This is a genomic window from Cellulomonas citrea, assembly GCF_009829685.1.
In the GTDB taxonomy this organism is placed as follows: domain Bacteria; phylum Actinomycetota; class Actinomycetes; order Actinomycetales; family Cellulomonadaceae; genus Cellulomonas; species Cellulomonas citrea.
On the sequence record NZ_VWSD01000087.1, the window covers coordinates 1 to 12462 of the forward strand.

The 12462-nt window shown below is 72.8% G+C and carries 13 protein-coding genes and 1 pseudogene; all 14 read left to right on the plus strand.

Annotated features, from left to right (window positions below; translation table 11 throughout):
* Positions 1–299 (plus strand): annotated as a pseudogene (locus F2B26_RS10480) (hypothetical protein); the annotation flags it as partial.
* 66 nt (positions 300–365) lie between these two features.
* Positions 366–929 carry an elongation factor P gene (gene efp, locus F2B26_RS10485; RefSeq protein ID WP_159809080.1) on the plus strand — a complete coding sequence of 188 codons (564 nt, stop codon included), beginning with the start codon at positions 366–368 and terminating at the stop codon, positions 927–929.
* 1 nt (position 930) lies between these two features.
* Positions 931–1347 (plus strand): transcription antitermination factor NusB, encoded by a 417-nt coding sequence (gene nusB / locus F2B26_RS10490; protein WP_159809082.1) that lies wholly within the window; start codon positions 931–933, stop codon positions 1345–1347.
* A 289-nt stretch (positions 1348–1636) separates the two neighbouring features.
* Positions 1637–2218: a bifunctional pyr operon transcriptional regulator/uracil phosphoribosyltransferase PyrR gene (gene pyrR, locus F2B26_RS10495; protein ID WP_159809084.1), complete on the plus strand. Its 582-nt coding sequence runs from the start codon at positions 1637–1639 to the stop codon at positions 2216–2218.
* Positions 2215–3207, plus strand: a complete 993-nt coding sequence (locus F2B26_RS10500; protein WP_159809086.1) for an aspartate carbamoyltransferase catalytic subunit — start codon at positions 2215–2217, stop codon at positions 3205–3207. The genes pyrR and F2B26_RS10500 overlap by 4 nt, the downstream gene beginning before the upstream one ends.
* Complete coding sequence (locus tag F2B26_RS10505; protein ID WP_159809088.1) at positions 3204–4514, plus strand: dihydroorotase; 1311 nt, start codon at positions 3204–3206, stop codon at positions 4512–4514. The genes F2B26_RS10500 and F2B26_RS10505 overlap by 4 nt, the downstream gene beginning before the upstream one ends.
* On the plus strand, positions 4511–5044 hold the full coding sequence (locus F2B26_RS10510; protein ID WP_159809090.1) for a PH-like domain-containing protein: 534 nt from the start codon (positions 4511–4513) through the stop codon (positions 5042–5044). Before F2B26_RS10505 ends, F2B26_RS10510 begins: the two co-directional genes overlap by 4 nt.
* Positions 5041–6228 carry a glutamine-hydrolyzing carbamoyl-phosphate synthase small subunit gene (gene carA, locus F2B26_RS10515; protein ID WP_159809092.1) on the plus strand — a complete coding sequence of 396 codons (1188 nt, stop codon included), beginning with the start codon at positions 5041–5043 and terminating at the stop codon, positions 6226–6228. Before F2B26_RS10510 ends, carA begins: the two co-directional genes overlap by 4 nt.
* Positions 6228–9548, plus strand: coding sequence for a carbamoyl-phosphate synthase large subunit (gene carB / locus F2B26_RS10520; protein ID WP_159809094.1), 3321 nt, complete (start codon positions 6228–6230; stop codon positions 9546–9548). Before carA ends, carB begins: the two co-directional genes overlap by 1 nt.
* A complete protein-coding gene (gene pyrF / locus F2B26_RS10525; protein WP_159809096.1) occupies positions 9545–10414 on the plus strand; it encodes an orotidine-5'-phosphate decarboxylase in 870 nt (289 codons plus the stop codon). The genes carB and pyrF overlap by 4 nt, the downstream gene beginning before the upstream one ends.
* 133 nt (positions 10415–10547) lie before the next feature.
* The gene (mihF, locus tag F2B26_RS10530; protein WP_159809100.1) at positions 10548–10859 is read left to right on the plus strand and encodes an integration host factor, actinobacterial type; all 312 of its coding nucleotides are present in this window, start codon (positions 10548–10550) and stop codon (positions 10857–10859) included.
* Complete coding sequence (gmk, locus tag F2B26_RS10535) at positions 10856–11449, plus strand: guanylate kinase (protein ID WP_159809102.1); 594 nt, start codon at positions 10856–10858, stop codon at positions 11447–11449. Before mihF ends, gmk begins: the two co-directional genes overlap by 4 nt.
* 88 nt (positions 11450–11537) lie before the next feature.
* Positions 11538–11801: a DNA-directed RNA polymerase subunit omega gene (gene rpoZ / locus F2B26_RS10540; RefSeq protein ID WP_159809104.1), complete on the plus strand. Its 264-nt coding sequence runs from the start codon at positions 11538–11540 to the stop codon at positions 11799–11801.
* Positions 11802–11808: 7 nt separating this feature from the next.
* Positions 11809–12462, plus strand: a 654-nt coding sequence (gene coaBC / locus F2B26_RS10545) for a bifunctional phosphopantothenoylcysteine decarboxylase/phosphopantothenate--cysteine ligase CoaBC (RefSeq protein WP_159809106.1), incomplete at its 3' end; no start/stop codon positions are given.

A 12462-nucleotide genomic window follows, 5' to 3' on the forward strand; every position in this document is an offset into this window, starting at 1 on the left:
GACGCACCGACCCGACCGCCCCGGCGCGCCTCACCGCAGGAGCGCGGCCGGCCACCTCCGCCGCGCGCACCCTGCGCGGCGGGCTGACGATCGGGCTGCTCGAACGGGCCGCCGTCACCCTCGCGATCACGGCCGGGCAGCCCGACGCGGTGGCCGTCGTCGTCGCGGTCAAGGGCCTGGGCCGGTTCGCCGAGCTCAAGGAGAACCCGGCCGCGTCCGAGCGGTTCGTCATCGGCTCGTTGGCCTCGTTGCTGTGGGCCTCGGCGGTCGGCGCGCTCACCCGGGCCCTGCTGACCTGAGAGCGGGCCCGCGCGCCCGGTACGATGTCCGACGGCCTTCGACCCCCTGACGAAAGAACGTGCCTCGTGGCGACCACCAACGACCTGAAGAACGGACTCGTGCTGCGCATCGACGGGCAGCTGTGGACCGTGATCGAGTTCCAGCACGTCAAGCCCGGCAAGGGCGGTGCCTTCGTGCGCACCAAGCTGAAGAACGTGCTCTCCGGCAAGGTGGTCGACCGCACGTTCAACGCCGGCCTCAAGGTCGAGACCGCCACGGTCGACAAGCGCGAGATGCAGTACCTGTACAAGGACGGCAGCGACTTCGTCTTCATGGACACCAGCACGTTCGACCAGCTGCTGGTCCCCGAGACCGTCGTCGGCGACGCGTCGCACTTCATGCTGGAGAACCAGATGGTGCTCGTGGCGACCAACGAGGGCAACCCGCTCTACGTCGAGCTGCCGCCGTCGGTCGTGCTCGAGGTCACCTACACCGAGCCGGGTCTGCAGGGCGACCGCTCCTCCGCCGGGACCAAGCCGGCCACCCTCGAGACCGGGTACGAGATCCAGGTCCCGCTGTTCCTCGAGTCGGGCACCAAGGTCAAGGTCGACACGCGTGACTCCAGCTACCTGGGCCGCGTGAACGACTGACGTGGGTGCCCGGAGCAAGGCACGCAAGCGCGCGCTCGACCTGCTGTTCGAGGCCGAGCAGCGGGAGGTCGACACCCTTGAGCTGCTCGCGGCCCGGGTCGCCGACTCCGGGCGGGAGACCGCGCTGCCGCAGTACACCGTCGACCTGGTCGAGGGCGTGATCGCGCACCGCGACCGGATCGACGAGCTGCTCACCACGTACGCACACGGCTGGACGCTGGCCCGGATGCCCGCGGTCGACCGCAACGCGCTGCGGCTGGGCACCTGGGAGATCCTCTGGAACGACGACGTGCCCGATGCGGTCGCCGTCGACGAGGCCGTGGACCTCGTGGTCGAGCTGTCGACCGACGAGTCGCCCGCGTTCGTCAACGGGCTGCTCGGCCGGATCGTCGCGCTCAAGCCGACCCTGCTGGCCTGAGCCGTCCCACCCGCGGTGCCGGGAGCCCGAGGCGGCGGCGACACGCCCGGAGCCTCGGGTGACTTCCGCACGCCCGTCGTGGCGCCCGCGCGTCCGTCGGCACCGGCGGGACCAGGCCTCGTCCCGCTCATCGCCGCGGGGTCGGCACCGCCATGCCCGAGGCCGCCGGTGGCCAGGCCCGTCCCGCCAGGTGAGCCGGCGGCGTACCGGCCTGCGTCGAGCACTACCATCGCACCCGTAAGACGTTCCTTTAAGACCCGTCCGGAGAGGCGGGGAAGGGAGTCGGTGCATGTCTGTGCCCGCGAACACGGCCGCATCTGGCGGCGACCCGGTGGAGATCCTGGGGGCGGGCGACATGTCGCGCGCACTCACCCGGATCGGCCACGAGATCCTCGAGCGCAACCACGGTGCCGAGCACCTCGTGCTGCTCGGCATCCCCACGCGGGGGGTTCCGCTGGCCCGTCGGCTCGCCGCCGGCCTCGCCCGGGTGGAGCCCGGGCTCGACGCCGGCGCGCTCGTCGGCGACCTCGACGTGACGATGTACCGCGACGACCTCGCGCACCAGCCCACCCGCTCGGTCGGCGCGACCGCGCTGCCGGCCGGCGGCCTCGACGGCAAGGTCGTCGTCCTGGTCGACGACGTGCTCTTCTCCGGGCGCACCATCCGCGCGGCGCTCGACGCGATCAGCGACCTCGGCCGCCCGCGCGCCGTGCAGCTCGCGGTCCTCGTCGACCGCGGGCACCGGCAGCTTCCGATCCGCGCCGACTTCGTCGGCAAGAACCTGCCGACCTCGGCCGGTGAGCGTGTGCGGGTGCTGCTGTCCGAGACCGACGGCCGCGACGCCGTCCTGCTGGAAGGGGCACGGCGATGAAGCACCTGCTGTCGGCCGGTGACCTGGACCGCGCCCAGGCCGTGACCATCCTGGACACGGCGGCCGCGATGGCCGCCACCCAGGAACGTCAGATCAAGAAGCTGCCCACCCTGCGCGGGCGCACCGTGGTCAACCTCTTCTTCGAGGACTCGACCCGCACGCGCATCTCGTTCGAGACGGCCGCCAAGCGACTGTCCGCCGATGTCATCAACTTCTCGGCCAAGGGCTCGAGCGTGTCCAAGGGCGAGTCGCTCAAGGACACCGCCCAGACCCTGCAGGCGATGGGTGCGGACGCCGTCGTCATCCGGCACCACGCCTCGGGCGCACCGCACCGGCTCGCGCATGCGGGCTGGACCGCCGGTGCCGTGGTCAACGCCGGGGACGGCACCCACCAGCACCCGACCCAGGCGCTGCTCGACGCGTACACGCTCCGCCGTCACCTCGTCGGGCTGCGCGGCGGCACCGACCCGGTGGGCCACGACCTGGCGGGTCTGCACGTGGCGATCGTCGGCGATGTGCTGCACTCCCGTGTCGCCCGGTCCAACGTGCAGCTGCTGCACACCCTCGGTGCGCGCGTCACGCTCGTCGCGCCGCCCACGCTGGTCCCGGTGGGCGTCGAGAGCTGGACCGCCGACGTCTCCTACCACCTCGACGACGTCCTCGACCAGGGTCCCGACGCCGTGATGATGCTGCGGGTGCAGCGCGAGCGGATGGGCGGCGGCGGGTTCTTCCCCAGCCCGTGGGAGTACACCCGCGGCTACGGGCTCGACGCCCGGCGCCTGGCCCGGCTGCCCGAGCACGCCATCGTCATGCACCCCGGGCCGATGAACCGCGGTCTGGAGATCTCGGCCGACGCCGCCGACGCCGACCGGTCGGTCGTCGTCGAGCAGGTGGCCAACGGTGTCGCGGTCCGGATGGCCGTGCTCTACCTCGTCCTGGCCGGCCAGGAGCAACCCACCGTCGACGGCCAGATCGGAGCCAGCGCATGACCGCCTACCTGATCCGCGGAGCCAGCATCCTCGGCGAGGGTGTCGCCGACGTCCTCGTGCAGGACGGACGGGTCGCGGCCATCGGCGCGACGGCCTCCGACGACACCTCGGCCGTGGTCGTGCCCGGCGAGGGCCTCGTGCTGCTGCCCGGTCTCGTCGACCTGCACACCCACCTGCGCGAACCCGGCCGCGAGGACGCCGAGACCATCTGGTCGGGCACCCGCGCCGCGGCCCTCGGCGGGTTCACCTGCGTGCACGCGATGGCCAACACCAACCCGGTGCAGGACACCGCGGGCGTGGTCGAGCAGGTCTGGCGGCTCGGCCGCGACGCGGGCTGGGCGGATGTGCGTCCGGTCGGTGCAGTCACCGTCGGGCTCGCCGGGACCCAGCTCGCCGAGCTCGGCACGATGGCCGCGAGCGCAGCCGCCGTCCGGGTCTTCTCCGACGACGGCAGGTGCGTGCACGACCCCGTCGTGATGCGTCGCGCCCTGGAGTACGCCAAGGCGTTCGACGGTGTGATCGCCCAGCACGCCCAGGAGCCCGCGCTCACCGCGACCGCCCAGATGCACGAGGGCCTCGTCTCAGCCGAGCTCGGTCTGGCCGGCTGGCCCGCCGTCGCCGAGGAGGCGATCATCGCCCGCGACGTGCTGCTCGCCGAGCACGTCGGCTCGCGGCTGCACGTGCTGCACCTGTCGACCGCAGGGTCGGTGGAGATCGTGCGCTGGGCCAAGGGCCGCGGGATCGACGTCACCGCCGAGGCCACCCCGCACCACCTCTACCTCACCGACGAGCTGGTCCGCGGCTACGACCCGGTGTTCAAGGTCAACCCGCCGCTGCGCACCGCCGCCGATGTCGAGGCGGTGCGGGCGGGCCTGGCCGACGGGACGATCGACGTCGTGGGCACCGACCATGCGCCGCACCCGCGCGAGGACAAGGACTGCGAGTGGGCCGCGGCCGCGTTCGGCATGACCGGGCTGGAGACCGCCCTGTCGGTCGTGCAGGCGGCCATGGTCGAGACCGGCCGGATGACCTGGGCCGATGTGGCCCGCGTCATGTCGTTCACCCCGGCGGTCATCGGACGGGTCGCGGACCAGGGCCGTCCGGTGCAGGTCGGCGAACCGGCCAACCTCACCCTCGTCGACCCGGCGGTCCGACGCGTCGTGCGGCCGCAGGACCAGGCCACCGCCAGCCTCAACACCCCGTTCGCGGGGATGGAGCTGCCCGGCCGGGTGGTCGCGACCTTCCTGCACGGCCGCCCGACGGTGCTCGACGGCGCCCTCGTCGAGCGGGCCGGGGCGAGCTCGTGACCTGGGCCGTCTCGGTCGCGGTCATCGCGCTCGTCGTGGCCGCGGCGCTGTGGGGGATGCGGCAGGGCTGGTCCGCGCGCGGCCGGGCGAGCGCTGCCGCCCTACCGGTACTGCCCGACGTGCCGGCCGACCTCGGCACGTCGGCGACCGGTCTGATGCCGGGCATCTACGTCTCGACCGTGCTCGCGGCGGACGTCCTCGAACGCGTCGTCGCCCACGGGATGGGTGCACGGTCGCAGGCAGCGGTCCAGGTGTTCGACACCGGGGTGCGCATCGCCCGGTCCGGGGCCCCCGAGCTGTTCGTGCCCCGCACACTGCTGCGCGCGGTCGCCACGAGTGGTGGCCAGGCGGGCAAGTTCACCGGCGGTGACGGCCTCACCGTGCTGGAGTGGGTGCCGCCGTCCCCGCCGGACGGCGCCCCGCTCGCCCCCCTGCGCACGGCGGTGCGGCTGCGGCACGCGGCCGACCGCGAGCGGCTGCTCGCGACCGCCGGTGCGCTGCTCGACCCCGACGAGAAGGAGACGGCATGAACCCCGCGGTGCTCGTCCTGGAGGACGGCCGGACCTTCACCGGTCAGGCGTACGGCGCGATCGGCCGCTCGCTCGGCGAGATCGTGTTCTCCACCGGCATGACCGGCTACCAGGAGACCCTCACCGACCCCTCGTACCACCGCCAGATCGTCGTGATGACCGCGCCGCACATCGGCAACACCGGTGTCAACGACGAGGACGGCGAGTCGGCCCGGATCTGGGTCGCCGGGTACGTGGTGCGCGACCCCGCCCGACGCGCGTCCAGCTGGCGGTCGGCGCGCACGCTCGACGCCGACCTGGCCGACCAGGGTGTGGTCGGCATCAGCGGGATCGACACCCGCGCGCTCACCCGGCACCTGCGCGACCGCGGTGTGATGCGGGCCGGGATCTTCTCCGGGCCGGCGCTCACGGGTGCCGACGGCGGGCCGCTGGCCGCCGACGAGCTGCTCGACCAGGTCCTGCAGGCCCCGCCGATGTCCGGCGCCGACCTGGCGGCCGAGGTCTCCACCGACTCCGCCTACGTGGTGCCCGCGCTCGGGCCCGACGGCCGGCCGCTCACCACACCGGTCGCCGTCGTCGCCGCCGTCGACCTGGGCATCAAGGCGATGACCCCGCACCGGATGGCCGAGCGCGGGATCGAGGTGCACGTTCTGCCTGCCCGGTCGACCATCGACGACCTGCTCGCGGTGCACCCGGACGGGGTGTTCTTCTCCAACGGCCCGGGCGACCCCGGGGCGGCGACCACCCAGGTCGACGTGCTGCGCGAGGTGCTCGACCGCAGGATCCCGTTCTTCGGCATCTGCTACGGCAACCAGCTGTTCGGCCGCGCGCTGGGCTTCGGCACCTACAAGCTCGGCTACGGCCACCGCGGCGTCAACCAGCCGGTGATGGACCGCACGACGGGCAAGGTGGAGGTCACCTCGCACAACCACGGCTTCGCGGTCGACGCACCGCTCGACGCCCAGACCACGGCCCCGTACGACGGTGGAAGGTACGGCCGGGTGCACGTCTCGCACGTCAACCTCAACGACCAGGTGGTCGAAGGCCTCGAGGCGCTCGACCTGCCGGCGTTCAGCGTCCAGTACCACCCCGAGGCGGCGGCCGGTCCGCACGACGCGGCCTACCTGTTCGACCGGTTCCTCGACCTCATGAAGTCCCACCCGACGAAGGAGCACGCCGCCTGATGCCCCGGCGCACCGATCTGAAGTCCGTCCTGGTCATCGGGTCCGGGCCGATCGTCATCGGCCAGGCCTGCGAGTTCGACTACTCCGGCACCCAGGCGTGCCGGGTGCTCAAGGACGAGGGCCTGCGCGTCGTGCTGGTCAACTCCAACCCCGCGACGATCATGACCGACCCCGACTTCGCCGACGCGACGTACGTGGAGCCGATCACCACCGACGTGCTCACGGCGATCATCGCCAAGGAGCGCCCGGACGCCCTGCTGCCGACCCTGGGCGGGCAGACGGCGCTCAACGCCGCCATCGCCCTGCACGAGGCGGGGGTGCTCGCCGAGTACGGCGTCGAGCTCATCGGCGCCGACATCGCCGCCATCCGCAAGGGCGAGGACCGCGAGCAGTTCAAGGAGGTCGTCGAGGCCTGCGGCGGGGAGAGCGCCCGCTCGCTCATCGTGCACAGCCTCGCCGAGGCGGTGGCCGCGGCCGACGACCTGGGGTACCCGATGGTGGTCCGTCCCTCGTTCACGATGGGCGGGCTCGGCTCGGGCATCGCCTACGACGAGGCCGACCTGCGGGCCATCGTCGGTGCCGGGCTGCACTACTCACCGGTCACGGAGGTGCTCCTCGAGGAGGCCATCCTCGGCTGGAAGGAGTACGAGCTCGAGCTCATGCGGGACAAGCACGACAACGTCGTGGTGGTCTGCTCGATCGAGAACGTCGACCCGGTCGGCGTGCACACCGGCGACTCGATCACGGTGGCCCCGGCCCTCACGCTCACGGACCGCGAGTACCAGACGATGCGTGACCTGGGCATCGCGGTGATCCGTGAGGTCGGGGTCGACACCGGCGGCTGCAACATCCAGTTCGCGGTGCACCCGGACACCGGTCGCATCATCGTCATCGAGATGAACCCGCGCGTGTCGCGCTCGTCGGCGCTGGCGTCCAAGGCGACGGGGTTCCCGATCGCGAAGATCGCGGCCCGGCTGGCCATCGGCTACACGCTCGACGAGATCCCGAACGACATCACCGGCTCCACCCCGGCGAGCTTCGAGCCGACGCTCGACTACGTCGTGGTCAAGGTGCCGCGGTTCGCGTTCGAGAAGTTCCCGGCCGCCGACCCGACCCTCACGACCACCATGAAGTCGGTGGGGGAGGCGATGGCCCTGGGGCGCAACTTCACCGAGGCCCTCGGCAAGGCGCTGCGCTCGATCGACAAGTCCGGCTCCTCGTTCCACTGGGACGGCGAACCGCTCACCGGTGAGGCGCTCGACGAGCTCGTGCACTCCCTGGCCCAGCCCACCGAGCGGCGCTTCGTCGACGTGCAGCAGGCGCTGCGCGCCGGGGTGAGCGTCGAGCAGGTCTTCGCGGTGACGAAGATCGACCCGTGGTTCCTCGACCAGGTGCAGCTCGTCAACGAGGTGGCGGCCGCCACCGCCGCGGCACCGGCGCTCACCCGTGAGGTGCTGGCGCACGCCAAGCGGCACGGGCTGTCCGACGTGCAGGTCGCCGCGCTGCGCGGCACCAGCGAGGACTCGGTGCGCAACACCCGCTGGGCACTCGGGGTCCGGCCCGTCTACAAGACGGTCGACACGTGCGCGGCCGAGTTCGCCGCCCGCACGCCGTACCACTACTCCTCCTACGACGAGGAGACCGAGGTCGCCCCGCGCACCCGCCCGGCCGTGCTCATCCTGGGCTCGGGACCCAACCGGATCGGGCAGGGCATCGAGTTCGACTACTCGTGCGTGCACGCGGCGCTGGCCCTGCGCGGGGAGTACGAGACCGTCATGGTCAACTGCAACCCCGAGACGGTCTCGACCGACTACGACACGTCCGACCGGCTCTACTTCGAACCGCTCACCTTCGAGGACGTGCTCGAGGTCTACGAGGCCGAGCTCGCGGCCGGTCCAGTGGCCGGGCTCATCGTGACCCTCGGTGGCCAGACCCCGCTGTCGCTCGCCCAGCGTCTGGCCGACGCCGGGTTGCCGATCCTGGGCACCTCGCCCGAGGCCATCGACGCGGCGGAGGACCGCGGCCGGTTCGGCGCCGTGCTGGCCGCCGCCGGGCTGCCGGCTCCCGCCTACGGCACGGCGACCACCCTCGAGGGCGCCCGCGAGACGGCCCGTGGCATCGGCTTCCCGGTGCTCGTGCGCCCCTCGTACGTGCTGGGCGGACGCGGTATGGAGATCGTCTACGACGAGCCGCAGCTCGACGAGTACGTGCGCCGTGCCCTGGCCGCCGGCGACCCGTCGCGCGCCGGGTCGATCCCACCGCTGCTCATCGACCGCTTCCTGGACGACGCGATCGAGATCGACGTGGACGCGCTCTACGACGGCACCGAGCTGTTCCTCGGCGGCGTCATGGAGCACATCGAGGAGGCCGGCATCCACTCCGGCGACTCGGCCTGCGCACTGCCGCCGGTGACGCTGTCGAGCTCGGAGCTGGTGCGCATCCGCACCTCCACCGAGGCGATCGCCGCCGGGGTCGGGGTGCGCGGTCTGCTCAACATCCAGTTCGCCCTGGTGAGCGACGTGCTCTACGTCCTGGAGGCCAACCCGCGGGCCTCGCGCACCGCACCGTTCGTCTCCAAGGCGACCGGGGTGCAGCTGGCCAAGGCGGCGGCGCTGGTCATGGCCGGGCACTCGATCGCACAGCTGCGGGCCGACGGTCTGCTGCCGGCCGACGACGCCTCGGTGCTCGACCTCGGCGCGCCGATCGCGGTCAAGGAGGCGGTGCTGCCCTTCAAGCGGTTCCGCACCCCGGGCGGCCACGTGGTGGACACGGTGCTCGGCCCGGAGATGCGCTCGACGGGTGAGGTGATGGGCTTCGACCGGGACTTCCCGCGTGCCTTCGCCAAGTCGCAGGCCGCCGCCTACGGCGGTCTGCCGACGTCCGGCACGGTGTTCATCTCGGTCGCCGACCGCGACAAGCGCGCCATCGTGCTGCCGGTGAAGCGGCTGTCCGAGCTGGGCTTCCGGGTGCTGGCCACCGAGGGCACCTCGGTGGTGCTGCACCGCTCCGGGATCGCCTGCGACGTGGTGCGCAAGTTCTCCGCGGGCCGGTCCGAGGTGGGGGAGCCGACCATCGTCGACCTCATCGTCGACGGGCAGGTCGACATCGTGGTCAACACCCCCTCCGGTCAGGGCGCCCGCGCCGACGGCTACGAGATCCGCGCTGCGACGACGGCCGCGGACCGCGCCATCATCACGACGGTGCAGCAGCTCGGTGCTGCCGTCCAGGCGATCGAGGCGGTCCTGTCCGGGCCGTTCGAGGTGCGCAGCCTCCAGGAGCACGCGCAGGCCACCCGGGAGCGTCAGGCGGCCGCCCGGTGACGGCGACGTTCGGCGCCCGGATCGCCGCGAGCCGGGCTCAGCACGGCCCGCTCGTCGTGGGCATCGACCCGCACCCCGGTCTGCTCGCGGCGTGGGGGCTGGGCGACGACGTCGTGGGTCTGCGCAGCTTCGCCCTCACGGTCGTCGAGGCGCTCGGTGGCCGGGTCGCCGGGCTCAAACCGCAGTCGGCTCTGTTCGAACGGCACGGTGCCGCCGGTGTGGCGGTCCTGGAGGAGGTCGTCGCGGCGAGCCGGCAGCTGGGGACCCCGGTGATCGTCGACGCCAAGCGCGGCGACATCGGTTCCACGATGGCCGGCTACGCCGACGCCTACCTGCGGGAGGGCTCGGCGCTCGCCGGCGACGCGGTGACGCTCTCTCCCTACCTGGGCTTCGGCTCGTTGACCCCGGCGCTGCAGGTGGCGGCCGCGCACGGTCGCGGTGTCTTCGTGCTCGCCCTCACCTCGAACCCCGAGGGGGCGAGCGTCCAGCACGCGATCGACCCCGACGGGGTGCCAGTGGCGACGGCGATCGCCCGGGCCGCCGCGGCGGCGAATGACGCAGAGCTCGCCGCGGGGGAGCCGGGCACCACCCTCGGCTCGGTCGGTCTGGTGGTCGGCGCCACGATCGGGGACGCGGCCCGACGGCTCGGCGTGGACCTGGCGGCGGTGCGCGGTCCGTTGCTCGCCCCGGGGGTCGGTGCACAGGGTGCAGGGGCCGCTGAGCTGCGGGAGGTCTTCGGCTCGGCCCGGCACGCGGTGCTGGCCTCGTCGTCGCGCGGTGTGCTCGCCGCGGGGCCGGACGCCGTCGCCCTGCGGGCGGCCGCGGACCGGGCCCGTGACCAGGCCGTTGCTGCGTTGGAGTCCTGACGTGCGACTTTCCGGGGGCTCACGTTGCCGGAGCGCGAGCCGGTGGGTAGGTTCGAGCGATGAGGTCGGGCGCCCGGTGGGACCGCCCGAGGACCAGTGACCTGCCCAGACGAGTGACAAGAAGGTGACGCGCGTGGCACTTCCCCCGCTGACTCCCGAACAACGTGCCGATGCGCTGAAGAAGGCCGCGGCTGCCCGGCAGAAGCGTGCCGAGGTGAAGAACCGCCTCAAGTACTCCCAGGGCCGGCTCTCCGAGGTCATCGAGCAGGGCCAGCAGGACGAGACGATCGGCAAGCTCAAGGTCGTGTCGCTGCTGGAGTCCCTGCCCGGTGTCGGCAAGGTGAAGGCCCGCAAGGTGATGGCCGACATCGGCATCTCCGAGACTCGCCGCGTGCGTGGCCTCGGCCCGCACCAGGTCAAGGCTCTCGTCGACCTCTACGGGTGAGCGGCGGACCTGCCCGGCTCACCGTCCTTGCCGGCCCGACCGCGGTCGGCAAGGGCACGGTCTCGGCCGATGTGCGTCGCCGCTACCCGTGGGTGTGGCTGTCGGTGTCGGCGACGACCCGTCCGCCCCGCCCCGGTGAGGTCGACGGGGTGCACTACCTGTTCGTCAGCCCCGAGAGGTTCGACGCGATGGTCGCGGACGGCCAGCTCCTGGAGTGGGCCGTCGTGCACGGGGTGCACCGCTACGGCACGCCGCGGGGACCGGTCGAGGAGCATCTGGCGGCCGGGGTGCCTGTGCTGCTCGAGATCGACCTGCAGGGCGCCCGGCAGGTTCGGGCCACCATGCCGGACGCACGCTTCGTGTTCCTCGCACCGCCCTCGTGGGACGAGCTGGTGCGCCGGCTCGTCGGCCGGGGCACCGAGAGCGAGGAGGAGCGCGAGCGGCGGCTGGCCACGGCGACCGTGGAGCTGGCCGCGGAGCCGGAGTTCGACCACGTCGTGGTGAACGACGACGTCACGCGGGCCACGGACGAGCTGCTCGACCTCATGGGTGCCCGGGTCGCACCGGCCCTGCCCGGCAGGGCCGGGTAGACTGCTGACCAGTCGGACCCGCGAGCCCTTCGCAGGCGCCCTGCGGTCCGCCCCGAGCCCCATCCGAGCCCATTCCAGGAGCCCCGCCGTGTCCGGAACCGTCGCACACCCCACCGGCATCACCGACCCGCCGATCGACCAGCTGCTCGAGCGCGCCGAGAGCAAGTACGCCCTCGTGCTGTTCGCCTCCAAGCGGGCCCGCCAGATCAACGCCTACTACTCCCAGCTCAACGAGGGGCTGCTGGAGTACGTCGGCCCGCTGGTGGAGAACCGCCCGCAGGAGAAGCCGCTGTCGATCGCGATGCGTGAGATCGACGCCGGTCTGCTCACGATCGAGCCCATCGCCGACTGACCCTCCGGTGCGCGTCGTCCTGGGTGTCGGCGGCGGCATCGCGGCTTACAAGGCCGTGCTGCTGCTCCGGCTGCTGCGCGAGAGCGGGCACCGCGTCCGGGTCGTCCCGACCGAGGCCGCCCTGCGGTTCGTCGGACGGTCCACCTGGGAGGCGCTGTCCGGTGAGCCCGTGACGGCCGACCTGTTCGACGACGTCGAGCAGGTCGCCCACGTGGAGATCGGACGGACGGCAGACCTCGTCGTCGTGGCCCCCGCCACCGCGGACCTGCTCGCGAGGGCCGCCGCCGGCCGGGCTGACGACCTGCTCACCGCGACCCTGCTCGTGGCGACCTGCCCGGTGCTCATGGCCCCGGCGATGCACACCCAGATGTGGCAGCACCCGGCGACGGTCGCGAACGTGGCGACGCTGCGGGCCCGCGGTGTGCATGTGCTCGACCCGGCCGACGGGCGGCTGACCGGCACGGACTCCGGACCGGGGCGGCTGCCGGAGCCCGAGGCCCTCCTGGCCGGTGCGCTCGCTCTGCTGCGACCGCAGGACCTGGCCGGACGCCACGTCGTCGTCTCGGCGGGTGGCACGCGCGAGCCGCTCGACCCGGTGCGCTACCTGGGCAACCGCTCCTCCGGCAGGCAGGGCCTGGCGCTGGCCGCGTCGGCGGCGGCG

Bases quoted from the DNA above. Each gene is read 5' to 3' on its own strand.
- pyrR (WP_159809084.1), top strand. From the start codon at position 1,637: ATGTCTGTGCCCGCGAACACGGCCGCATCTGGCGGCGACCCGGTGGAG.
- carB (WP_159809094.1), top strand. From the start codon at position 6,228: ATGCCCCGGCGCACCGATCTGAAGTCCGTCCTGGTCATCGGGTCCGGG.
- F2B26_RS10500 (WP_159809086.1), top strand. From the start codon at position 2,215: ATGAAGCACCTGCTGTCGGCCGGTGACCTGGACCGCGCCCAGGCCGTG.
- F2B26_RS10505 (WP_159809088.1), top strand. From the start codon at position 3,204: ATGACCGCCTACCTGATCCGCGGAGCCAGCATCCTCGGCGAGGGTGTC.
- carA (WP_159809092.1), top strand. From the start codon at position 5,041: ATGAACCCCGCGGTGCTCGTCCTGGAGGACGGCCGGACCTTCACCGGT.